Annotated in this window: 21 protein-coding genes and 1 pseudogene; 13 read left to right on the forward strand and 9 right to left on the reverse strand. The window is 56.8% G+C overall.

The genetic code is table 11. The annotated features are described in order from the left end of the window. The first annotated feature begins 16 nt into the window (after positions 1-16). The 3 genes from cpdA to parE are packed head-to-tail and all read left to right on the forward strand — an operon-like array spanning position 17 to position 3,339. Positions 17-844, forward strand: coding sequence for a 3',5'-cyclic-AMP phosphodiesterase (gene cpdA, locus RT197_RS05660; RefSeq protein ID WP_312948222.1), 828 nt, complete (start codon positions 17-19; stop codon positions 842-844). Further along, entirely contained in the window at positions 844-1,419 is a 576-nt protein-coding gene (gene yqiA / locus RT197_RS05665; RefSeq protein ID WP_312948223.1) for an esterase YqiA, read from the forward strand. Before cpdA ends, yqiA begins: the two co-directional genes overlap by 1 nt. 27 nt (positions 1,420-1,446) lie before the next feature. Next, on the forward strand, positions 1,447-3,339 hold the full coding sequence (gene parE / locus RT197_RS05670) for a DNA topoisomerase IV subunit B (protein ID WP_312948224.1): 1,893 nt from the start codon (positions 1,447-1,449) through the stop codon (positions 3,337-3,339). A 1-nt stretch (position 3,340) separates the two neighbouring features. Here the strand turns inward: parE and RT197_RS05675 are convergent, their stop codons facing one another. Continuing rightward, a complete protein-coding gene (locus RT197_RS05675) occupies positions 3,341-4,198 on the reverse strand; it encodes an AraC family transcriptional regulator (RefSeq protein WP_312948225.1) in 858 nt (285 codons plus the stop codon). A 164-nt stretch (positions 4,199-4,362) separates the two neighbouring features. Between RT197_RS05675 and RT197_RS05680 the strand changes: the two genes are divergently transcribed. From RT197_RS05680 to RT197_RS05690, 3 genes are read left to right on the forward strand one after another with little or no spacing between them, the layout of a single operon-like run. Beyond that, positions 4,363-6,198 carry a DUF2264 domain-containing protein gene (locus RT197_RS05680; RefSeq protein ID WP_312948226.1) on the forward strand — a complete coding sequence of 612 codons (1,836 nt, stop codon included), beginning with the start codon at positions 4,363-4,365 and terminating at the stop codon, positions 6,196-6,198. A gap of 52 nt (positions 6,199-6,250) precedes the next feature. Beyond that, entirely contained in the window at positions 6,251-7,513 is a 1,263-nt protein-coding gene (locus RT197_RS05685) for an oligosaccharide MFS transporter (protein ID WP_312948227.1), read from the forward strand. A 15-nt stretch (positions 7,514-7,528) separates the two neighbouring features. Then, on the forward strand, positions 7,529-8,719 hold the full coding sequence (locus tag RT197_RS05690) for a glycoside hydrolase family 88 protein (protein WP_312948228.1): 1,191 nt from the start codon (positions 7,529-7,531) through the stop codon (positions 8,717-8,719). An 82-nt stretch (positions 8,720-8,801) separates the two neighbouring features. Here the strand turns inward: RT197_RS05690 and RT197_RS05695 are convergent, their stop codons facing one another. From RT197_RS05695 to qseB, 7 genes and pseudogenes are all read right to left on the reverse strand, one after another. Continuing rightward, positions 8,802-10,031 carry a NupC/NupG family nucleoside CNT transporter gene (locus tag RT197_RS05695; protein WP_312948229.1) on the reverse strand — a complete coding sequence of 410 codons (1,230 nt, stop codon included), beginning with the start codon at positions 10,029-10,031 and terminating at the stop codon, positions 8,802-8,804. Continuing rightward, the gene (locus RT197_RS05700; RefSeq protein WP_312948230.1) at positions 10,031-10,996 is read right to left on the reverse strand and encodes a nucleoside hydrolase; all 966 of its coding nucleotides are present in this window, start codon (positions 10,994-10,996) and stop codon (positions 10,031-10,033) included. The genes RT197_RS05695 and RT197_RS05700 overlap by 1 nt, the downstream gene beginning before the upstream one ends. An 87-nt stretch (positions 10,997-11,083) precedes the next feature. After that, positions 11,084-11,236, reverse strand: a pseudogene (locus RT197_RS05705) (ribokinase); the annotation flags it as partial. 481 nt (positions 11,237-11,717) lie between these two features. After that, positions 11,718-12,032, reverse strand: a complete 315-nt coding sequence (locus RT197_RS05710) for a putative quinol monooxygenase (protein ID WP_312948231.1) — start codon at positions 12,030-12,032, stop codon at positions 11,718-11,720. A gap of 35 nt (positions 12,033-12,067) precedes the next feature. Beyond that, a complete protein-coding gene (locus RT197_RS05715; RefSeq protein WP_312948232.1) occupies positions 12,068-12,649 on the reverse strand; it encodes an NAD(P)H-dependent oxidoreductase in 582 nt (193 codons plus the stop codon). 106 nt (positions 12,650-12,755) lie between these two features. Further along, on the reverse strand, positions 12,756-14,105 hold the full coding sequence (gene qseC, locus RT197_RS05720) for a quorum sensing histidine kinase QseC (RefSeq protein WP_312948233.1): 1,350 nt from the start codon (positions 14,103-14,105) through the stop codon (positions 12,756-12,758). Further along, the gene (gene qseB, locus RT197_RS05725) at positions 14,102-14,761 is read right to left on the reverse strand and encodes a quorum sensing response regulator transcription factor QseB (RefSeq protein ID WP_312948234.1); all 660 of its coding nucleotides are present in this window, start codon (positions 14,759-14,761) and stop codon (positions 14,102-14,104) included. The genes qseC and qseB overlap by 4 nt, the downstream gene beginning before the upstream one ends. Positions 14,762-14,906: 145 nt before the next feature. Here qseB and RT197_RS05730 point away from each other — a divergent pair, with 145 nt between their 5' ends. The 7 genes from RT197_RS05730 (at position 14,907) to RT197_RS05760 (ending at position 23,044) form a co-directional block, all read left to right on the forward strand. Beyond that, positions 14,907-15,305: a YgiW/YdeI family stress tolerance OB fold protein gene (locus RT197_RS05730; protein WP_312948235.1), complete on the forward strand. Its 399-nt coding sequence runs from the start codon at positions 14,907-14,909 to the stop codon at positions 15,303-15,305. A 118-nt stretch (positions 15,306-15,423) separates the two neighbouring features. Beyond that, a complete protein-coding gene (gene parC, locus RT197_RS05735) occupies positions 15,424-17,682 on the forward strand; it encodes a DNA topoisomerase IV subunit A (RefSeq protein ID WP_312948236.1) in 2,259 nt (752 codons plus the stop codon). A gap of 176 nt (positions 17,683-17,858) precedes the next feature. After that, on the forward strand, positions 17,859-18,596 hold the full coding sequence (plsC, locus tag RT197_RS05740; RefSeq protein ID WP_312948238.1) for a 1-acylglycerol-3-phosphate O-acyltransferase: 738 nt from the start codon (positions 17,859-17,861) through the stop codon (positions 18,594-18,596). 60 nt (positions 18,597-18,656) lie between these two features. After that, entirely contained in the window at positions 18,657-20,069 is a 1,413-nt protein-coding gene (gene ftsP / locus RT197_RS05745) for a cell division protein FtsP (protein WP_312948240.1), read from the forward strand. 27 nt (positions 20,070-20,096) lie between these two features. Continuing rightward, entirely contained in the window at positions 20,097-20,240 is a 144-nt protein-coding gene (locus RT197_RS05750) for a hypothetical protein (RefSeq protein WP_312948242.1), read from the forward strand. Positions 20,241-20,308: 68 nt separating this feature from the next. After that, positions 20,309-22,480 (forward strand): YgiQ family radical SAM protein, encoded by a 2,172-nt coding sequence (locus tag RT197_RS05755; protein ID WP_312948244.1) that lies wholly within the window; start codon positions 20,309-20,311, stop codon positions 22,478-22,480. A gap of 108 nt (positions 22,481-22,588) precedes the next feature. Continuing rightward, positions 22,589-23,044: a carboxypeptidase regulatory-like domain-containing protein gene (locus tag RT197_RS05760; protein ID WP_312948246.1), complete on the forward strand. Its 456-nt coding sequence runs from the start codon at positions 22,589-22,591 to the stop codon at positions 23,042-23,044. Here RT197_RS05760 and dkgA read toward each other — a convergent pair. Beyond that, entirely contained in the window at positions 23,029-23,856 is an 828-nt protein-coding gene (gene dkgA / locus RT197_RS05765; RefSeq protein ID WP_312948248.1) for a 2,5-didehydrogluconate reductase DkgA, read from the reverse strand. The genes RT197_RS05760 and dkgA overlap by 16 nt on opposite strands. Positions 23,857-23,957: the final 101 nt, after the last annotated feature.

The following is a 23,957-nucleotide window of genomic DNA, read 5'->3' on the forward strand; positions in this document are numbered from 1 at the left end:
AACCTAAGGACACCATTTGGAAAGCCTGTTAAATCTTCCTCTGGCTGGTGGGGCCAACGTGAAGATACTACAAGTTACTGATACTCACCTGTTTGCTGAAAAACATGAAACGCTCTTAGGCGTCAACACATGGGAAAGCTATCAGGCGGTGCTGGCCGCCATTCACGCCGAACAGCGCGAATGCGATCTCATCGTGGCAACAGGTGATTTAGCACAGGATCAGTCCGCTGCGGCCTATCAGCATTTTGCTGAAGGCATCGCAGGCTTTGCCGCGCCCTGCGTCTGGCTGCCGGGCAATCATGACTTCCAGCCTGCGATGTACAGCGCGCTTCAGGAAGCAGGCATTTCCCCGGCGAAGCGCGTGTGGATTGGCGAACACTGGCAGATTTTGCTGCTGGACAGCCAGGTCTTCGGCGTACCGCACGGCGAGCTAAGCGAGTTTCAGCTTGAGTGGCTGGAGCGCAAGCTGGGTGAGTCCGGCGATCGCCATACGCTGCTCCTGCTGCATCACCATCCGCTCCCGGCGGGCTGCGGCTGGCTCGATCAGCACAGCCTGCGCAATGCGCAGGAGCTGGACAACGTGCTGGTGCGCTTTCCCCGCGTGAAGCATCTGCTGTGCGGGCACATTCATCAGGAGCTGGATCTCGACTGGAACGGTCGGCGGATGATGGCTACGCCCTCAACCTGCGTTCAGTTCAAGCCGCACTGCGCCAACTTCACGCTGGATACCATCTCTCCGGGCTGGCGTTGGCTGGAGTTGCACGACGATGGCACGCTGGTAACGGAAGTCTGCCGTTTACAGAGTGCGCAATTTAGCCCGGATACCGCTTCTGAAGGATATTGATGTCTACGCTTCTTTATCTGCACGGTTTTAATAGCTCTCCGCGCTCCGCGAAAGCGACCGCGTTGCAGCAGTGGCTGGCTGAACATCATCCGCAAATACGGATGGTGACGCCGCAACTGCCCGTTTTTCCCGCGCAGGCGGCGGAGCTGCTGGAGTCGCTGGTGCTGGAGCACGGCGGCGAACCGCTGGGCATTGTCGGCTCTTCGCTTGGCGGTTACTACGCTACCTGGCTGTCGCAGTGTTTTATGCTGCCAGCGGTGGTGGTGAACCCGGCAATCCGTCCTTTTGAACTGCTGGCAGATTACCTCGGTCACAACGAGAATCCCTACACAGGGCAGCAATATGTGCTAGAGTCTCGCCATATTTACGATCTTAAAGTCATGCAAATCGACCCGCTGGAAGCGCCGGATCTCATCTGGCTGCTGCAACAGACCGGCGACGAAGTGCTTGATTACCGCCAGGCGGTGGCGTATTTCGATGCCTGCCGCCAGACCGTAGAGCAGGGCGGCAATCACGCATTTGTTGGCTTTGACGATCATTTCTCACAGATTATCGATTTTCTGGGCCTGCGCTAAGCAGCCGGAACGACCTACGAAAACACCATGACGCAATCTTATAACGCTGATGCCATTGAGGTACTCACCGGGCTTGAGCCGGTTCGCCGCCGTCCGGGGATGTATACCGATACCACGCGCCCTAACCACCTGGGCCAGGAAGTAATTGATAACAGTGTGGATGAAGCACTGGCGGGCCACGCGAAGCGTGTGGACGTCATTCTTCATGCCGATCAGTCGCTGGAGGTGATCGACGACGGGCGCGGTATGCCGGTCGATATCCACCCGGAAGAGGGCGTACCGGCGGTCGAACTGATCCTCTGCCGTCTGCACGCGGGCGGTAAATTCTCCAACAAAAACTACCAGTTTTCCGGCGGCCTGCACGGCGTGGGTATCTCTGTCGTTAACGCCCTCTCGAAGCGCGTGGAAGTCACGGTGCGCCGCGACGGGCAGGTTTACCGCATCGCCTTTGAAAACGGCGAAAAAGTTGAAGAGCTGAAGGTGGTCGGCACCTGCGGCAAACGCAACACCGGCACCAGCGTTCACTTCTGGCCGGATGAAAGCTTCTTCGACAGCCCGCGCTTCTCTGTGTCGCGCATGACTCACCTGTTGAAGGCGAAGGCGGTCCTCTGTCCGGGCGTGGAAATCACCTTTAAAGATAACGTCAACAACACTGAGCAGCGCTGGTGCTACGAAGACGGTCTCAACGACTACCTGAGCGAAGCGGTCAACGGCCTGCCGGTGCTGCCGGAAAAACCCTTTACCGGCAATCTGGCGGGCGATACCGAAGCCGTGGAATGGGCGCTGCTGTGGCTGCCGGAAGGTGGTGAGCTGCTGACCGAAAGCTACGTTAACCTGATCCCCACCATGCAGGGCGGCACCCACGTTAACGGCCTGCGTCAGGGGCTGCTGGATGCGATGCGCGAATTCTGCGAATACCGCAATATTCTGCCGCGCGGCGTGAAGCTGTCTGCGGAAGATATCTGGGATCGCTGCGCTTACGTGCTGTCCGTCAAAATGCAGGACCCACAGTTTGCCGGGCAGACAAAAGAGCGTCTTTCTTCCAGGCAGTGCGCGGCATTTGTTTCCGGTGTGGTCAAAGACGCCTTCAGCCTGTGGCTGAACCAGAACGTACAGTCCGCCGAACTGCTGGCGGAAATGGCGATTTCCAGCGCCCAGCGCCGTCTGCGCGCGGCGAAAAAAGTGGTGCGTAAAAAGCTGACCAGCGGCCCGGCGCTGCCCGGAAAACTGGCGGACTGTACCGCCCAGGATCTTAATCGTACTGAGCTGTTCCTGGTGGAAGGGGATTCCGCAGGCGGCTCGGCGAAGCAGGCGCGCGATCGTGAATTCCAGGCGATCATGCCGCTGAAGGGGAAAATCCTTAATACCTGGGAAGTCTCCTCTGATGAAGTGCTGGCCTCGCAGGAAGTTCACGATATTTCGGTGGCGATCGGCATCGATCCTGACAGTGAAGATCTCAGCCAGTTACGCTACGGCAAAATCTGCATCCTGGCGGATGCCGACTCCGACGGCCTGCATATTGCCACCCTGCTGTGCGCGCTGTTTGTGAAACACTTCCGCACACTGGTTAAGCACGGCCACGTTCACGTTGCGCTGCCGCCGCTGTACCGCATCGATCTCGGCAAAGAGGTGTACTACGCGCTGACCGAAGAGGAAAAGACCGGCGTGCTGGAGCAGCTTAAGCGTAAGAAGGGCAAGCCAAACGTACAGCGCTTTAAAGGGCTGGGCGAGATGAACCCGATGCAGCTGCGTGAAACCACGCTTGATCCGAACACCCGCCGTCTGGTGCAATTGACCATCAGCGATGAAGACGATCAGCGCACCAACGCAATGATGGATATGCTGCTGGCGAAGAAACGCTCCGAAGACCGCCGTAACTGGTTGCAGGAGAAAGGCGATATGGCGGAGATTGACGGCTAAGCTAGCGCCGCGATAAATGATTTTTCCGGTACTGCAAGGGGGTCTCGCCGATCCCCTTTTTAAATGATGTGATAAACCACGTTACGTCGGAAAACCCCGCCTGCCCGGCGATATCGCTGATGCTCATTTCGCTGTGTAACAGCAGCTCGCAGGCTTTGCGCAGACGGATCGTATTCAGATAGTCATGAATGTTCTCGCCGGTTTCCGCATGAAAACGGCGAGAGACATAGCTGCGGGATTTATTCAAATCCCGCGCCATCCGCTCCAGACTGAATTTATACCGGTAGTTCTCTTCCAGCCAGAACATCACCTCGCTGGCAATTCCCCGCTGGCTTTCCGGCATCGTTTCCCAATCCTGCGGCAGCAGACTGAACAGCATGATCAGCAGGCTGGCGACGCTTTCCGCGTTCAGTCCGGTTTCCAGAGCGATCCGCGCATAGCGGCTGAACAACGTGTCGAGGCAAGAATGAATATCACGCAAATCAGCCACAAATGCCATGCCCCCGCGCGCAGAAAGCGCCTGTAGCCAGCGCTGGTTTTGCGGAAAATCGCGGAGGATTTTCCCTACCGCGTGCTGATCGACATGAATGATAGTGCGGCGGTAACTGGCCTGCGCTTTTTCATCCACCATCACTTTATGAATGGTAAACGGCGGGAATAAAAACATCCGTCCGGGGCGCATGGTGTACTGGCGATTGTTGACCATGACCACGCCAAAACCTTCCTCAACGTACAGCACCTCCAGGCACTGATGCCAGTGGTGATAGCGTACCGTATTGGCAAAAAGGCGGCTAAACGAGACCACAGTATCGTTCAGCGCAATCAGCTCCAGACGTTCCGCATTCCAGTGTTCAGCCATGTGCAACCAAATTAAATTTTTGCCAAAGAAATTTGATAAATAAACCACCATTTTAAATTTATGCAACAGGCGGTTCAGTTAAATATATCAGTTGTGACGCCGGTAACATTTCTGAGGCATGGCGATTATTTATGCTCTCACCACTTTCGGGGGAGGATAAACAGATGGCTACGACAACCGGACAAAAATCAATACCATTGTCTTCGCGCGACGACGTTGCTGCCGCGCTGATGTCGATGCTGGCGGCGCTGGATAAGCAGTTTCCCGCAGGTGCCGCGCAGTTTCCGCTGGGCAATACCTGCGCTCATTACGACGTCAGCATCGCCAACATGGAGGGGTTATCGCGCGCGTTGTGGGGGCTTTTCCCGCTGCTGGCCGGAGGCGGCGAAGTGCCGTTCAGCGGGAAGTATCTGGAGGCTATCCGCCAGGGCACCGATCCGCAGAGCGCGGGCTACTGGGGCGAAACCGGGCCTTACGATCAGCGGCTGGTGGAAATGGCGGCTTACGGTCTGGGGCTGGCGTTGCTCCAGGATAAACTGACCAGCGCCTTCAGCGAGCGCGAACTGAAGAACCTGCACCGTTGGCTGGCGCAAATTAACGCGGCCGAAATGCCGGACAGCAACTGGAATTATTTTGCCATTATCGTCCAGTTAGGTTTTAAGCGCGCCGGGCTGCCGTGGGATCGGCAGGCGATTGAGCGCCGCTTTAATCAGATGGAAGCCTACTACCTCGGCGACGGCTGGTATTCCGACGGCCCTGGTCGGCCAAAAGATTACTACATTTCCATGGCCTTCCATTTTTACGGCCTGATCTACGCCACCCTGAATGCCGAAGACGATCCGCAACGGGCCAGCACGCTGCGAGAACGTTCACGCCTGTTTGCCGACGATTTTATTTATCTGTCGGCGGCGGACGGCGCATCCGTGCCTTTTGGTCGCAGCCTGACCTACCGCTTTGCCATGGTCGCTTTCTGGAGCGCGGTGGCGTTCTCCGGGCTGGACGTCCTGACGCCGGGCGAAATCAAAGGAGTGATCCTGCGTCATCTGCGCTGGTGGCTGGAGAAGCCCATTTTCGACCGCGACGGCATTCTGACGCTGGGATTTGCTTATCCTAATCTGGCGATGTGTGAAGACTATAACTCTCCCGGCTCGCCGTACTGGGCGCTGAAAGTGTTCCTGATCCTTGCCCTGCCCGGCGATCACCCGTTCTGGCTGGCGGAGGAAAAAGCGCTGCCGATGCTGGCCGCCACGCGCGCTATTCCTCACGCGCAGCAGTTGCTGATGCATACGGAGGCATCACAGCACGTGGTGATGCTCACCTCCGGCCAGCTTGAACTGAACAACTACGTTAACACCGAGGCGAAGTACACCAAATTTGCCTACTCCAGCCGTTTCGGTTTCACCATTGAGCGTGGACGCTACGGCATCAGGCACGCCGCCTGCGACAACATGCTGCTGTTAAGCGAGCACGATGATTATTTCCGCGGTCGCCGCCAGTGCGATGCGGTGGAGGTCGCAAACGACCACATCTATTCCCGCTGGTCGCCCTGGCACGATGTGCATATTCAGACTTGGCTTATCGCGTTTGGCGAATGGCATCTGCGGGTGCATCGCATCGACAGCGCCCGGCATTTGACCAGCACAGAGGGCGGGTTTGCGGTGATGAAAGCCGCGCCGCAGATCGCGGACCGCAGCGTCCGGGTGCAGGCTGCCAACGGCGTCAGCACGATCGTCGATCTCGCGGAGGGGGGCCGCCGTCAGGCCGACTGCGTGATCACCCCGCCCAATAGCAGCGTGATGTTCGCCGAATGTGCGGCGATCCCGCTGCTGCGTGGGGAAATTGCACCGGGAGTAAGCTGGCTGTACAGCGCGGTAGCCGCCAGCGGCAACCCGGCGACGCGCTTTGATAACGTTCCCTGCCTAACGGTGGATAACCAGCAGGTGATTGCGGTTGATCCGCAGAGCGGAAACCGTCTGATCGTGCAGCTACGGACGGCATAACGCTGCCCGGCCTGGATACCTTATTCTTTTACAGACTTTCATCGAGGAAAGTATGGAACACACGCCAACTAACACCCGGGCTGAATATTACAAAATCAGCGCGTTTATTTTTCTCTACTTTTTTACCTGGTCTGCCAGTATTGGCCTGCTGGCGATCTGGCTGGGGCAGAAAGCCAATCTTAGCGGCGCAGAAATAGGCACTGTCTTTGCCGTTAATGGCATATTTTCGGTGATCCTTAAACCCATCTACGGGTATATTCTCGATAAAATCGGCATGAGCAAATATTTGCTCTATTTTGTCGTGCTGATGTCGGCATTAATGGCTCCGTTCTTTATTTACGTTTATCAGCCGCTGCTGCTGTCAAATACGCTGCTGGGGATTATCGTCGGCGCGATTTACCTGAGTTTTGCGTGGTATGCGGGCGTCGCCGCCTGCGAATCCTATACCGACCGCTTCAGCCGTCTGAACGGTATGGAGTTCGGGCAGATCCGCATGTGGGGCTCGCTGGGCTGGGCGGTGGCCTCGTCGTTTTCCGGGCTGCTGTTTAACCTTTCGCCCGCGTATAACTTTATTTTGGGCAGCATGGCGTCAGTTATTATGCTGATCGTACTGTTTAGCCTGAAGGTTAACGTCAATTCTGCTCACGCCAGTGAGGTTCTGGCGAAGGATAAAATCGTTCCGGCAGACGTCTGGCAACTACTGCGCAGCCGTAAACTCTGGGCGTTCTGCCTCTACGTAGCGGGCGTGGTGTGGATGATGTTCATCGCCGAACAGCAGTTCTCGCGCTACTTCGTGACCTTCTTTGCCGATGTGCATCAGGGCAACGCCATCTTCGGCTATCTCGGCACCGTGCAGTCCGGGATGGAATTCATTATGTACATGGTGATCCCGCTGTTTGTGAACAGGATCGGCGCAAAGCGCGGACTGCTGCTGGTCGGGGCGCTGGTTGGCGCACGGCTGATTATTTCCGGGCTATGCGATTCGCATTTGCTGATTTCGCTCCTCAAACCGCTTTACGGTCTGGAAATCTGCCTGCTGCTGGTTTCGGTATTTAAATATATCGCCGAGCATTTCGATAAACGGGTTAATGCCACCATGTATTTGCTGGGTTATCAGGCGATGCTGTACGTCGGTAATGTGGTGGTGTCTTCTCCGGCAGGAATATTATACGACCGCATCGGCTTTGAGCAGACCTATATCATTATGGGCGCAACCGCACTGCTGTTTACGCTTATCTCTGCCTTCACATTATCCGCGTGCCAGACGCGAAGCCGCGCAAAATATGATGTCGCGGAAAATAGTGCCGCTAAATAAATAAGGAACCGAAATATGTTAAGTCAAATCACAGAGGAAACCTTACGTGCGTGTCCGGGGCCAGCGGTGAGTCCGCAGGCGCTGAACGTTCAGTTGCGTACGGCGCGCGAACACGTCCTCGAACTGATTCGCCGTCATTTAACGGAATTCGGTGAACAATTTCCGGCAGAAACCTGCGTACAGGGGAAATACCCGCTGACGGATAACGTCGAGTGGACCACCAGCTTCTGGACCGGGCAACTGTGGCTGGCATGGGAAATGAGCGGCGACGACGTTTTCCGCCAGATGGCAGAAAAGCACGTGCGCTCGTTCGGCCTGCGGATTGCCGGACGCCACGATACCAATACCCACGATCTGGGCTTTTTATATACCCTGTCCTGCGTTCCCGCCTGGCGCTTAACGAGCAACCGCGAGGCGCGCGGCTTTTCGCTGCTGGCGGCGGATGCGCTGCTGGAACGTTTTCACGCGAAAGCACATATCATTCAGGCGTGGGGCGATCTGACCGATCCTGAACAGGCGGGGAGAATGATCATCGACTGCAATATGAATCTGCCGTTGCTGTACTGGGCGACGGAGCAGACCGGCGATCCGCGCTATGCCCAGGCGGCAAAAGCGCACGTCATGCAGGCGGCAAAATACCTGATCCGCCCGGACGCATCGACGTTCCACACCTATTATATGGACGTCGTGACTGGCGAGGCGCGCTACGGGAACACCCAGCAGGGCTATGCGGATGATTCCTGCTGGTCGCGCGGTCAGGCGTGGGGCATTTACGGCTTCCTGCTGAGCTATCTTTATACCGGCGATAAAAACATGGTGGCACTGTCAAAACGGCTGGCCAACTATTTTCTGAATCGTCTGCCGGAGGATGCGGTTTGCCACTGGGATCTGGCGCTGGTCGGCAGCGATGCCCTGCGCGATTCCTCATCGGCGGCGATTGCGGTATGCGGCCTGCTGGAACTGGTGAAGCAGCTACCGCTGACCGATCCTGACCGGGAAACGTATCAGCACTGGGCGGTCAAAATATTTGTTTCGCTGACGGAAAACTATCTGACCGGGCTGAGCGAGCCGGGAAACGGCCTGCTAAAACATTCCGTGTATCATCTTACCAGTGATAAAGGGGTGGATGAGTGCAGTAGCTGGGGGGATTATTTCTACGTCGAAGCCCTGATGCGGCTGTCGCAAAGCTGGAAGCCGTACTGGTAGGCATATGGCCCGGCGACGTGGCGTCAGCCGGGCATTTCAGGGCTTTTTCAACTTTGAGCGGGGGAAATGATTCGCCCGCTGTTCAATGCGCAATCAGGAAAAACAGCCCGGTCAACGCGGCGCTCATCAGATTCGACAGCGTACCGGCGAGGATCACCTTCGCCCCCATTTTGGCGATAAAGCTTTTTTGCGCAGGCACAATCCCGCCCAGCACGCCGATCAGCGCCGCAGGCGCGGAGAGGTTGGCGAACCCCGCCAGCGCCATAATCACAATAATTTGTGAATAGTCGGAGAGGCTGTCTTTCAGCGGAATAAAGCTGGTGTAGGCCACAAACTCATTGAGCACCAGCTTCTGCCCAAGCAAATTCCCCACTTGCAGGATCTCGGACAAAGGCACACCCAGCAGCCAGGCGACAGGGGCGAACAGGTAGCTGAAGATCAGTTGCAGGCTGACGTTTTCCATCCCGAACAGACCGAACGCCCAGCCAAGCAGCCCGTTAACCATGGCGATCAGCGCAATCAACGCCAGCAGCATCGCGCCCACGTTCACCGCCAGCTTCAGCCCCTGGCTGGCCCCGTTCGTGGCTGCTTCGACGATGTTAATCGGCTTTTCCTCGCCGGCAGCCATTTCGCCGGAAACGTCGGCGACGCTCTCCGTTTCGGTTTCCGGGTAGAGGATCTTCGCCATCAGCAGCCCGCCTGGTGCGGACATAAACGACGCCGCCACCAGGTAGCGAATTTCAATCCCCATGCTGGCGTAGCCGACCAACACCGATCCGGCAATCGACGCCACGCCGCCGCACATCAGGGCGAACAGCTCGGAGCGGGTCATTTTCGGCGCATACGGGCGCATCAGCACAAACACATCGGTATTCCCGGCAAAAATATTGGCCGTTGCCGCCATCGACTCCGCCGGGCTGGTTTTCAACAGTTTATGAATACCGGTGCCAATGATGCGGATCGCCCACTGCATAATGCCCAGGTAATACAGCACCGAGAACAGCGCCGACATAAAGATGATGATCGGCAGGACGTGGAAGGCGAACAGGAAGCCCATTTTAAAACGGCCCAGATCGCCAAACAGAAAATTGATCCCCTCAGAAGAGTAGGTGAGTACGCCAGACAGACTGTTGGAAATCGCCAGCAGGATTTTTTCTCCCGCCGGGACGTACAAAATAAACGCCGCCAGTCCGGCCTGAATGGCAAACGCGCCGCCCACGGTGCGCAGATTAATCGCCCGACGGTTGGCGGAAAAGAGCAGCGCAATCGCCAGCAGCACCACGATCCCCAGACACAGGATGAGAATTCGCATCATCCCTCCTTATCGGCGTCAATAATTTTGCGAAACATGTCCCTGAACAGATTGTCGCGCTCAATGAATTGCACTACCCGAATCAGATGGCGACGGTTGTCAAAGCTCCAGCTCAGGTTGTCGTTGATGAGCGGGGCAGGGCGGTACTGGCAGGTGTACCAGTCCGGGTCCAGCACGTAACCGACGGTAGTGATATCCCAGATAACCTTGCGGGAAGCGAAGCCGATCCACGGACAGCGCGGGGCGATCTCCGCGAAATAGCTGCCGATGCGGCTGGTACTGGCGAAGTAAAACTGCATTTCCGGCACCGACGACGCCATGCAGTTCGCCACGCCGAAGCAGGGGATTTGCGTCAGTGCCACGCCGCTGTCAAACAGCACGCGGCTGGCGGCGATATCCTGCATCAAATTGAATTCCTGATTATCTTTCCAGTCGTAGCTGTTGCCGCCGAGCCAGATCACATGGATTTTGTCGATAATATCCGGGGCGAGCAGCAGGGCGCTGGCGATATTGGTCGGGGCGGCGATGCTAAGCACATGCAGCGTCTGCGTGGCGGAACGGGCGCGGGCAATCAAATCGGCGACGGCGGGCGAACATTCCGGCGTTTCGCTGCCAGTCAGGTAGCGCGTCGCGCCTTTAAAAATGCCTGGTCGCGCCTGACGCAGCGGGAGCTTTTCAAAGACCCGGTGGATCTCTTCGACGCTGAGCGTCATGCCCGTTTCAGGATTATCGACGTAAGTATGTGAGCTGCCTTCGCCAAAAAAATGGTTGGTAAACGGGGCGGCATACACTGCCTGAAGATCGAGGCGCTGCGGGTTAAGGTACGCCCAGGCGATCGCCATTTGATCGTCGATTTCGTTATAAGTATCGCTGTCGATGACGATCGGCACGCGGCCGTTGGCCGGAACTGACATCAGCGAGATTCTTTTTTCCAGCGTTAACGCTGGCCATTGTGCGGTAGACATAGCAATGTATTCCTTTAGTGAAAAATCATAAGTCACGCGAGAGATCAAACATCGCCATATCCGTCGGCGATGCGTTTTATATCAATATCAATCTATGAGTGAGTGGAGCCTTTCAATGACGGCGCTATGTTCCGGCATATTCGATGCCCCTTCGCGCTCCCCGGCCAGCGATGCAAAGGCGCTGGCGTAGGTCAGCGCGGCGGTGATGTTTTCTCCGCGGGCGAGCTGGGCGGCGAGCGCGTTAATTTTTACGCTTTTATTTTTCTTAATTTCAAGAAGGATAAAACGTTGGCGCATTTGCTTATAGCGACCAGACATAATTTACCCCGCGCTCCCCGACCACATCCGAAGGGCAGAAATGGGTAATTTAATGAATGTAAAAATAAATGCGGTAATTAACCCGGCAACCAGGGCAAGTAATATCTCCATTCGGCAACTTCTCCATGCGCTTATTTATATACGGATAATATCGATAAAAGGGACGGGGTGAATGCGGTTTAAATCACATAAAAAACACCCAATCGGACATTGCGTCCGGTTGCCGAAAAATAGCTTTTATTAAAGCCATTTTTTTTATTTGTATTTTCTATGTGAATTGTTTGTATTTATTGAAATGGTGAATGTTTATTAACGCTTCACCGGGGGGGGCGGGAATATAAATCAGCGGGGGCTGACCGGGCAAACCGGATCGGAGGTTTGCCCGTTCGCGCTACTGTTGCGGTCAGATACCGGCTTCGAGAATGCGAATGTGCGTTTCCAGTACGCTGCCTTTCACCGCTTCGCCGTGCGCTTTCATATGCGGCGTTTGCAGGTGCGCTTCAAGGTGAGCCACGCTTTCCCACTGTTCCAGCATGATGATGGAATCGGGAGCGGTAGTCTGGAAGCTGACGCCCGCCGCGTGATCGACCAGCGGCGCATAGCCGTGGCAGCCTTCTTCCTGAAGTACGAGCGGAACAGTTTTCGCAAACTGATCCAGTACCGCCTGGCGGTGATGCTGTCCAGGACGGGTGCGAATTTCAGCAATAACGGTCAACATGGTTACTCAACTCCTTCTGTGAATAATTCCTGTATTTAACCAAAAATCGCCGCCAGATGCTTGCGGTATTCTGCGATATCACGCGGGACGTCGGGCAATTTAATCACGTCGTTGGCGATAAATGTCGGCAGAGGTTCGAGCGCCAGAAACTGATTCGCCTTGTGGAACGGCAGGTATACGCCGTCCACGCCGACGCCGTGGAAGAACTGTTCCGGGTCGGTAAATGCGTCCAGCGGCGCGTTCCAGGTCAGCGAAAGCATATATTTTTTACCTTGCAGCAGACCGCCGGAACCATACTTTTTGCTGGCATCAGAGCGGGTACGACCGTCGCTGGCGTACAGTGCGCCATGACCTTCGGTAAACACGTCATCGATATATTTTTTCACCGTCCAGGGGGCGCCCATCCACCAGCCCGGCATTTGCCAGATGATAGTGTCGGCCCAGAGGAAATTCTGCACTTCCTCTTTCACGTCGTAGTCGCTTTCCGCACGCACTACGCGCACCTGATGACCGACGTCGCGCAGAAAGGTTTCTGCCACTTCGGTCATGGTGTCATTAAGCTGGCCGTTAGAGTGGGCGAATTTCTTCGCGCCGTTGATAATCAAAATATTGCTCATTGTGTGTTCCCGGTATATTGCGTTTGCCGGGCATTTTACGGCATGGGGCACAGCGGTAACATTGGCAAAATGTGCAAAGACTTTTGCGTTCAGAGCAATAATCAGATCACCAGCGCACCTGAACATCAAACCCGCCTTCCGGCGCATGTGAGAACGTCACCGACATTTTATGCAGCGTGGCGATGCGCTGCACGATAGACAGCCCCAGCCCGCTGCCGGTTTCATCCTGCCCCGGCGGGCGGTAAAAGCGTTCGCCGAGCCGCGCCAGCGTTTCATCGCTGACGCCGGGACCGTTGTCACGCACCATAAAGCTTCGGCTGTTCAGCGTGACGTAAACCTTGCTGCCCGGCGGACTGTAGCGCACGGCGTTGTCGAGCAGGTTACGCACCAGCAGGCTTAATAGCAGCGGTTGCCCGGTCAGGGTGACGTTCTGGGCGGCGATATGCAGCCCCACCTCTACGCCCGCCTGATGCGCGGGATGATAAATATCCATCACCGCCGATTGCAGCAGATCGGCAAGGTGGACGGGTTGCACGTCGTCGAGATTTTCCAGCGAATCCAGTCGCGACAGGGTCAGAAGCTGCTCCACCAGCCGCGCCGCGCGGTCGATGCCGGTATGCAATTGGGCCAGCGCTTTGCTGCGCGCGTCAGGATCGTCCATACAAAGCTGGGCGACCTCCGTCTGCACCTTCAGTGCGGTGAGCGGGCTGCGCAGCTCGTGCGCGGCATCGGACGTAAACCGCCGCTCGCGGGTCATCATTTCCCAGGTGCGCAGAAACAGATGGTTGAGCGCTTCGACCAGCGGGCGCACCTCGCTGGGTACGCCTTTGGTGCTCAGTGAGTCCGCCGATTCCGGCGAGCGGTGGCGCAGGGTGTGGGTCAGTCTCTTCAGCGGGCGCAGTTCGCGGCTTAACAGCGCGATCAGCAGCAGCAACATCAGCGGCAACGCAATCAGCCACGGCGTGAGCTGGGAGGTGATGATCTTCAGCGCCATCTCTTCGCGGTATTCCCACTCCTGGGCGACCACGATACGGTAGCGGTTATCCGGCGTCGTCAGCCATAACAAACGCCACGTGTCGTCGTCGGTGGTGAGATAGCCGTTTTCGAATCCATCCTGCTGATAATTATAGGGAATATCGCGGCCATTCTCGCCATCATGCAGCACCATCGTGCCGTCGCTGCTGTAGATGGTAAAGGCCATCACGTCGTCGTCGTAGTGACCGTTTTTAATCTTGCGCGAGGGCGTCAGGGGCGGTTGCGGCAGGCGCAGTTCGTTAAAATCCATCGCGCTAAGCCGTCTGGCAAACTGGAGCTGCTGGGTATCAAACAGCGTGTTGAGCTGTTTTGCCGTCTGATGCCACGCCACCAGACTGGCGCAGCACCAGGCGGTGAGGGCCAGCAGTAAAAAAAGCAGGGTCAGCCTGACGCGCAGGCTCAGGCGCTGGGTAAAAATCATGCATCACCTAAGGTGTAGCCGATGCCATGCACGGTGCGAATAAATTCGTTACCGAGCTTGCGGCGCAGATGGTGGACGTGAACTTCCACGGTGTTGCTGGACACTTCATCATCCCAGGAATAGAGTTTTTCTTCGATCAACTTACGCGGCAGCACGCGCCCGGCGTTGCGCAGTAACAGTTCCAGCAGGGCAAATTCTTTCGGCTTGAGCGCGAGCGGTTCACCGGCAAGCGTCGCCACCAGATTGCCGGGGTCCAGCATGACCTGACCGTGGCGCAGTTCGCTGCGGGGCTTACCGTGGGCGCGGCGGATCACCGCTTCCAGCCGGGCGGCAACCTCAATGAGCGCAAATGGCTTGCACAGATAATCGTCCGCCCCGAGGCGCAGCCCTTCCACGCGCTGCGCCAGCGCATCGCGGGCGGTGAGGATCAGCACCGGCTCGTCGCGCCCTTTTTCGCGCCACTCGCGCAGAATATCAAGGCCGTCCATGCCGGGCAGCGTCAGATCGAGAATAACCGCATCGTAGGGCGCGCTATACAGCGCCGCGCGTCCGTCTTCACCTCTGGTAAACCAGTCGAGATTAAAGCCCATTTTTGTTAATCCGGCTTTTAAGCCATCGCCGATCAGTTTGTCGTCTTCTATCAACAAAATACGCATCTGACGCTCCTTGTGCCCCGATGAAGATAGCCTGCGATCTTCTCATACCCGGAACAGGCTGAAAATTTTTATTTTTTCCAGTTAAGAAGTTGTTAAGTATTACACTGTTTAATAAAGATGAAATAAACCGAAGGGAGAAGATCAGATGAAAAAATTTGCTGCAATGACGGCTATTCTTGCGATTTGCGCTGCCCCGGCGTTTGCTGCCACCCAGGGTGGATTTAACGGACCAAACGGCACCCAGAACGCCACGCAAAACGGGGGCTTCAATGGCCCGAACAGCAGCGCGGTCACGGTTGAGAATGCGAAAAAACTCAATGACGATGCGCCGGTTACCCTGCGCGGTACGCTGGTTGAGCGAGTAGGCGACGAACTGTATCTGTTCAAAGATGCTTCCGGTACGATTAATGTCGATATCGACGACAAGCGCTGGAACGGCGTGACCATTACCCCGCAGGATACCGTTGAAATTCAGGGGGAAGTCGATAAAGGCCGCAACTCTGTTGAAATTGATGTTAAGCACGTCAATAAAGTGACGAAATAATCCCCTGCCGGGCCGGTTCTCCGGCCCTTTTTCTTTGTGACTCAACGCCGCAGATAGGGTAGTATCTGCGGCAATATTGCCCATCAATAGCCGGGTACAAGTTGAGGAATCACAATCAATGAGCGATATGGCAGAGCGCCTTGCGCTACATGAATTCACAGAAAACGCCTACCTGAACTACTCCATGTACGTCATCATGGATCGGGCATTGCCATTTATTGGCGATGGCCTGAAGCCGGTTCAGCGCCGCATCGTGTATGCGATGTCGGAACTGGGGCTGAATGCCAGCGCGAAATTTAAAAAATCCGCCCGTACCGTCGGCGACGTCCTCGGTAAGTACCATCCGCACGGCGACAGCGCCTGTTATGAAGCGATGGTCCTGATGGCACAGCCGTTCTCTTACCGCTATCCGCTGGTGGACGGGCAAGGGAACTGGGGCGCGCCGGACGATCCGAAATCCTTCGCGGCGATGCGTTATACCGAATCGCGGCTGTCAAAATATGCAGAACTTCTGCTGGGCGAGCTGGGCCAGGGCACGGCGGACTGGGTGCCGAACTTCGACGGCACGTTGCAGGAGCCGAAAATGCTGCCTGCGCGCCTGCCGAATATTCTGCTTAATGGTACTACTGGCATCGCGGTGGGAATGGCGACGGATATTCCGCCGCATAACCTGCGCGAAATCGCCAAAGCCGCCATTACGCTGATTGAGCAGCCGAAAACCAGCCTCGACGAACTGCTGGATATCGTGCAGGGGCCGGATTACCCGACCGAAGCGGAAATCATCACCTCCCGCGCTGAAATCCGTAAAATCTACGAAAACGGTCGCGGCTCCGTGCGGATGCGTGCGGTGTGGAAAAAAGAAGACGGCGCGGTGGTGATTACCGCGCTGCCGCACCAGACCTCCGGGGCGCGCGTGCTGGAGCAGATCGCCGCCCAGATGCGCAATAAAAAGCTGCCGATGGTCGATGACCTGCGCGATGAATCCGATCACGAAAACCCGACCCGTCTGGTGATTGTGCCGCGCTCCAACCGCGTGGATATGGATCAGGTAATGAACCACCTGTTCGCCACGACCGATCTGGAAAAAAGCTATCGCATCAACCTGAACATGATCGGCCTTGACGGGCGTCCGGCGGTGAAAAACCTGCTGGAAATCCTCAGCGAATGGCTGGTGTTCCGCCGCGATACCGTGCGTCGCCGTCTGAATTACCGTCTGGAGAAAGTCCTTAAGCGCCTGCATATCCTTGAAGGTTTGCTGGTGGCGTTTCTCAATATCGACGAAGTGATTGAGATCATCCGCAGCGAAGATGAACCGAAACCAGCGCTGATGTCGCGTTTTGGCATCAGCGAAACCCAGGCCGAAGCCATCCTCGAACTGAAATTGCGCCACCTCGCCAAACTGGAAGAAGTGAAAATTCGCGGCGAGCAAGCGGAACTGGAAAAAGAACGCGATCAACTGCAGGGCATTCTGGCGTCCGAACGTAAAATGAATACCCTGCTGAAGAAAGAGCTACAGGCCGATGCGGAAGCGTTTGGCGATGACCGTCGTTCCCCGCTGCACGAGCGCGAAGAAGCGAAAGCCATGAGCGAGCATGACATGCTGCCGTCAGAACCGGTGACTATCGTGCTGTCGCAGATGGGCTGGGTGCGCAGCGCCAAAGGCCACGACATCGACGCGCAGGGGCTGAACTATAAAGCGGGCGATAGCTGGAAAGCCTCGGTAAAAGGCAAGAGCAATCAGCCGGTGGTGTTCATTGATACCACTGGCCGCAGCTATGCGATCGATCCGATTACTTTGCCATCGGCACGCGGGCAGGGCGAGCCGCTGACCGGCAAGCTGACGCTGCCGCCGGGCGCGACGGTTGAGCATATGCTGATGACCGGCGACGAGCAGAAGCTGCTGATGGCGTCGGATGCGGGCTACGGCTTTGTCTGCACCTTTAACGATCTGGTCTCGCGCAACCGCGCAGGCAAGACGCTGATTACGCTGCCGGAAAACGCTCACGTGCTGCCGCCGCTGATCGTTGAAGATGAATCCGACATGCTGCTGGCCATCACCCATGCCGGACGGATGCTGATGTTCCCGGTCAGCGACCTGCCGCAGTTGTCGAAAGGGAAGGGGAACAAGATTATCAGCATCCCTTCAGCGGAAGCGGCGGCGGGAACGGACGGCCTGGCGCATCTCTTTGTGCTGCCGCCACAGAGCACGCTGACTATCCACGTCGGCAAGCGCAAGATCAAACTGCGCCCGGAAGAGTTGCAGAAAGTGGTCGGTGAACGCGGACGCCGCGGTTCCCTGATGCGCGGGCTGCAAAAAATCGACCGCGTGGATATCGACTCTCCACACCGGGCGAGCGCGGGCGATAGCGAAGAATAAAACATCCTGATTTCCCCTTCCCAACGTGGAAGGGGAAGCAATAAAATTGCTGTAAAATCGTTGTTAATTCACGCGCTGCGAATAACAATACCCCTTCGGGAACCTGCAATTCACATGACGGCGGACCGGGTTAATATCCTGAATAATTCTAAACGGTCCGGGTGTTAGAGGTAGCTATGCTTTCAATTTTGCGTTTAATTGTTGTGGTCATTTATAGCATTCTGGTATGCGTATTTGGCTGTATTTATTGTCTTTTTAGTCCGCGTAATCCTAAGCACGTTGCTACATTTGGTCATCTGTTTGCCCGTCTCGCGCCCGTCTTCGGCCTGAAGGTTGAACGGCGGATGCCTGCCGATGCGGGCAGCTACGGTAACGCTATTTATATTGCGAACCATCAGAACAACTACGATATGGTCACCGCCTCCGGCATCGTCCAGCCACCGACCGTTACCGTCGGTAAAAAAAGCCTGATCTGGGTTCCGTTTTTTGGCCTGCTTTACTGGCTGACCGGGAACCTGCTGATTGACCGTAACAACCGCTCACGCGCGCACAGCACCATCGCCGCCGTGGTCGATCAATTCAAAAAGCGCCGTATCTCTATCTGGATGTTCCCGGAAGGCACCCGCAGCCGTGGACGCGGCCTGCTGCCGTTCAAGACCGGTGCATTTCACGCGGCGATTGCCGCAGGCGTGCCGGTGATCCCGGTGTGCGTTTCTAATACGTCCAATAAAATTAAGCTTAACCGACTGAATAACGGGCTGGTGATTGTTGAAATGTTGCCACCCATTGATACCAGCCGCTGGGGTAAAGATCAGGTCCGCGATCTCGCCACCCACTGCCGTGAAGTGATGGCGGCAAAAATTGCCGAGCTGGATAAAGAAGTTGCCGAGCGGGAAGCGGCGGAACAGCGTTAATCCGGTTTGTCCGGCGGGAAACGGAACCCTCTTACTTTTTTTGGTCTCAACGGAGTCAATATGTCACTCAGTCGGCGTCAGTTTGTTCAGGCATCAGGGTTGGCGCTCTGCGCTGGTGCGGTGCCGCTGAGGGCAAATGCAGCCGGACAGCAGCAGGCTCTGCCGGTCCCTCCTTTGCTGGAGTCGCGTCGCGGGCAGCCGCTTTTTCTGACGCTTCAGCGCTCGCACTGGACGTTTACGCCGGGAACGCGTGCGCCCGTCTGGGGGATCAACGGCCGTTATCTGGGGCCGACGATCCGCGTCTGGCGCGGGGATGACGTCAAGCTCATCTACAGTAACCGGATGACCGAAAACGTGGCGATGACCATAAGCGGCCTTCAGGTGCCGGGGCCGCTGATTGGCGGTGCGGCGCGGATGATGTCGCCGAATGCCGACTGGGCACCCGTATTACCGATCCGCCAGAACGCGGCCACGCTGTGGTATCACGCCAATACGCCGAACCGGATGGCAGAACAGGTTTATCAGGGTCTGGCGGGCATGTGGCTGGTAGAAGATGAGATCAGCAAATCACTGCCGATCCCAGGTCATTACGGCGTGGATGATTTCCCCGTCATTATTCAGGATAAACGGCTGGATAACTTCGGTACGCCGGAGTACAGCGAGCCGGGCAGCGGCGGTTTTGTTGGCGATACGCTGCTGGTGAACGGCGCGCAAAGCCCTTACGTTGAAGTATCGCGTGGCTGGGTGCGCCTGCGCCTGCTCAACGCCTCCAACTCCCGCCGCTACCAGCTGCAAATGAGCGACGGTCGGGCGATCCACGTCATTTCCGGCGATCAGGGATTCCTGCCCGCGCCGGTTTCCGTCAAACAGCTTTCGCTGGCACCGGGCGAGCGGCGCGAGATCCTCGTCGACATGACCAATGGTGATGAAGTCTCGATCACCTGCGGTGAAGCGGCGGGCATTATGGACCGCATTCGCGGCTTCTTTGAGCCATCAAGCATTTTGATTTCCACGCTGGTGCTGACTCTGCGCCCGACGGGCCTGCTCCCGCTGGTCACCGACAGCCTGCCGCAGCGCCTGCTTCCGGCGGAGCTGATCAGCGGCGCGGCGGTGCGCAGCCGCGATATCAGCCTCGGCGACGATCCGGGTATTAACGGCCAGCTCTGGGACCCGCAGCGCGTGGATATCACCGCCCAGCAGGGCACCTGGGAGCGCTGGACGGTGCGCGCCGATATGCCGCAATCTTTCCATATTGAAGGCGTGATGTTCCAGATCCGCAACGTCAACGGCGCGATGCCGTTCCCGGAAGACCGGGGCTGGAAAGATACCGTCTGGATCGACGGTCAGGTTGAACTGCTGGTGTACTTCGGTCAGCCCTCGTGGGCGCATTTCCCGTTCCAGTACGCCAGCCAGACGCTGGAAATGGCGGATCGGGGATCTATCGGGCAACTGCTGGTGAATCCTGCGCCTTAAAAGCAGCAATACGGACAAGGACGTCCAGTGAGGAGCAGCGAAGCAGGGTATCGGTTCGTCACGTTTTGGATGATGACCGCAGGCGGTTATCTTACTCTGCTGGTCATTTTCGACGGTCTCACTGTGTTGTACCGCGCGCCGGATAACCTGTCCGGCGGCATCCTGCATTAACCCTTCGATTTCTGTTGAAATCGGGCTTATAATCCTCGCCCTTTGATTATTTTTTCCCCGGAAGCATTATGAGCGCAATTTCCCTGATCCAGCCGGATCGTGACCTTTTCTCCTGGCCGCAGTACTGGGCCGCCTGTTTTGGCCCCGCGCCGTTTTTGCCGATGTCGCGTGAAGAGATGGATCAACTGGGCTGGGATAGCTGCGACATTATCATTGTTACCGGCGATGCTTACGTGGATCATCCGAGCTTCGGCATGGCGATCTGCGGGCGGATGCTGGAAGCGCAGGGCTTCCGGGTGGGGATCATCGCCCAGCCGGACTGGAACAGCAAAGAGGACTTTATGCGCCTCGGCAAGCCGAATCTGTTTTTCGGCGTAACGGCAGGCAATATGGACTCGATGATCAACCGTTATACGGCGGATCGCCGCCTGCGTCATGACGATGCTTACACCCCGGATAACGTGGCGGGCAAACGCCCGGATCGCGCCACGCTGGCCTATACCCAGCGCTGTAAAGAGGCGTGGAAAGACGTACCGGTGATCCTCGGCGGCATCGAAGCCAGCCTGCGCCGTACCGCGCACTATGATTACTGGTCGGATACCGTGCGCCGCTCGGTGCTGGTTGATTCCAAAGCCGACATGTTGATTTTCGGCAACGGCGAGCGTCCGCTGGTGGAAGTGGCACACCGTCTGGCGATGGGAGAATCTGTCAGTCAGATCCGCGACGTGCGTAATACTGCGATTATCGTTAAAGAAGCGCTGCCGGGCTGGAGCGGGGTGGACTCCACGCGGCTGGACACGCCGGGCAAAATCGACCCGATCCCGCATCCTTACGGCGACGATCTGCCGTGCGCCGATAACAAACCGGTTGCCCCGCAAAAGTCAGAGGCGAAGCGCGTGACCGTGCAGCCGCCGCGTCCGAAACCGTGGGAAAAAACCTACGTGCTGCTGCCGTCGTTCGAGAAAGTGAAGGGCGACAAAGTGCTTTACGCCCACGCATCACGCATTTTGCATCATGAAACCAACCCCGGCTGCGCGCGGGCGCTGATGCAGAAGCATGGCGATCGCTATCTGTGGATCAACCCGCCCGCCATTCCGCTCTCCACCGAAGAGATGGACAGCGTGTTTGCCCTGCCGTACCAGCGCGTGCCGCATCCGGCATATGGTCAGGCCCGCATTCCGGCCTATGAGATGATCCGCTTTTCCATCAACATTATGCGCGGCTGTTTTGGCGGCTGCGCGTTTTGCTCGATCACCGAGCATGAAGGGCGCATCATTCAAAGCCGTTCCGAGGACTCGATCATCAATGAGATCGAAGCCATTCGCGACTCGGTGCCTGGCTTTACCGGGGTGATCTCCGATCTGGGCGGCCCCACGGCCAATATGTATATGCTGCGCTGCACCTCGCCGCGCGCCGAGCAGACCTGCCGCAGGCTCTCGTGCGTGTACCCGGAGATCTGCCCGCATATGGATACCAACCATCAGCCAACGATTGATCTTTATCGCCGCGCCCGCGATCTGCAGGGCGTGAAGAAGATTCTGATTGCTTCCGGCGTGCGTTACGATCTGGCGGTGGCGGACCCGCGTTATATTAAGGAGCTGGCGACCCATCACGTGGGCGGCTATCTGAAGATCGCCCCGGAACATACCGAAGAAGGCCCGCTGTCGAAGATGATGAAGCCGGGGATGGGTAGCTATCACCGCTTTAAGGAGCTGTTTGATACCTATTCGAAGCAGGCGGGGAAAGAGCAGTATCTGATCCCGTATTTTATCTCCGCGCACCCTGGCACCCGCGATGAGGACATGGTGAATCTGGCGCTGTGGCTGAAGCAGCACCGTTTCCGTCTCGATCAGGTGCAGAACTTCTATCCGTCGCCGCTCGCCAACTCGACCACCATGTATTATACCGGCAAAAACCCGCTGGCTAAGATTGATTACAAGAGTGAAGACGTGGTGGTGCCGAAAGGAGATAAACAGCGCCGCCTGCATAAAGCGCTGCTGCGCTATCACGATCCGGCCAACTGGCCGCTGATCCGCCAGGCGCTGGAAGAGATGGGCAAAAAGCATCTGATTGGTGGTCGCCGCGACTGCCTGGTACCCGCGCCGACCCTCGAAGAGATGCGCGAAGCCCGGCGGCAGAACCGTAATACCCGCCCGGCGCTGACGAAGCATACGCCGGTGGCGCACCAGCGGCAGATACCTGCGGGTAATAAAAAACGTGGGAAGGTTGCCGGACGTTAAATGCTTTGCCCGGCAGCCTGGTCTGCCGGGCGGTTTAGCGTGGCGGACTAACGCGTATTACTATGAGCGCTGATGCGCAACATGCAGACGCCGTGAAGGACAATAAGAATGAATAAAAAATTCTGGCCAGCATTGATTAGCGCCGCGCTGTTACAGAGCGGCTGCGTCACCTGGTACCAGTCGCAGCCGAAGGTGGAAGGGCTGATGCTCAATAGTCAGGGACAGCCGCTCGCGGACCAGCAGGTCACCCTCGAAAGTAATGCCGGTTCAGAAACGACGCAATCCGATGGTGCAGGGCGTTTTACGTTTTCCGGGAAACATGAATTGGCGTTCTTTATTCCGATCGGCCCGATTGACTGGATACACCAGGCTAAATTACAGGTTCCTGCTGCCGGGCAGGTAAACACGTTTAATTTGGGCGGCGCGTTCGGTAATTCGCACGCTTTTGACGGGGCGCAGTTTGCTGTGGTCTGCCAGATCCCGGCGACGACGCAACTGCCGCCGCCGGAGATATGTCATCGTGAATTAATGGAAAATGTGACGGGGAATCAGCCGCCGAAGTGATCCGGGTCCGGTCCCAGACGTTTGCCCTGATCCAGTTTGGCAATTTCGCCCAGTTCGTCTTTATCCAGACGGAAGTCCCAGACGCCGAAGTTTTCTACGATGCGCGACGGCGTGACTGATTTCGGGATCACCACCAGCCCGTTATCAAGATGCCAGCGGATAACAATTTGTGCGGGCGTTTTACCGTATTTGTCGGCTAAATCGCGAATGATTTTCTGGTCAAATACGCCTTCGCCGCCCTGTGCCAGCGGGCTCCAGGATTCGGTCTGGATCTTATGCGTCGCGTTCCACGCATGAAGCTGGCGCTGCTGTAACAGCGGGTGCAGTTCGATCTGGTTGATCACCGGCGTTACGCCCGTTTCGTCAATCAGCCGTTGCAGGTGGTTGATCTGGAAGTTACAGACGCCGATGCTCTTGATCAGCCCCTCTTTTTGCAGATCGATCATGCCCTGCCACGCTTCAACATAGCGATCGATCGCCGGAACCGGCCAGTGCATCAGGTAGAGATCGACGTGATCGAGCTGAAGCTTTTCAAGGCTCTCCTGCAAGGCTTCACGAGGACGTTTCTGATCGTCATTCCACAGCTTGGTGGTGATGAACAGTTCATCGCGCGGGATGCCAGCGCTCTGTAACGCTTTCCCTACACCGTCTTCATTTTTGTACGCGGCCGCGGTATCGATGGAACGATAACCGGTCTCCAGCGCTTTATGAATGGCCTGGACAACCTCGTCATTGCCTGCCTTCCACACGCCGAGCCCCAGCTGCGGCATGATGTTGCCGTCCTGAAGTTTGATTACGCCTGGATGTGTCATGCATACCTCCTTTTTGAAAACTCGCCGAAGTGTCCTCCGGCGAAGTTGTGTGCATTAAGTCTGGACGAAAAAGTCAAAAACGAAAGCCGGGAGATGAAATG

It is taken from the genome of Superficieibacter sp. (assembly GCF_032071645.1).
Classification (GTDB): Bacteria; Pseudomonadota; Gammaproteobacteria; order Enterobacterales; family Enterobacteriaceae; genus Superficieibacter.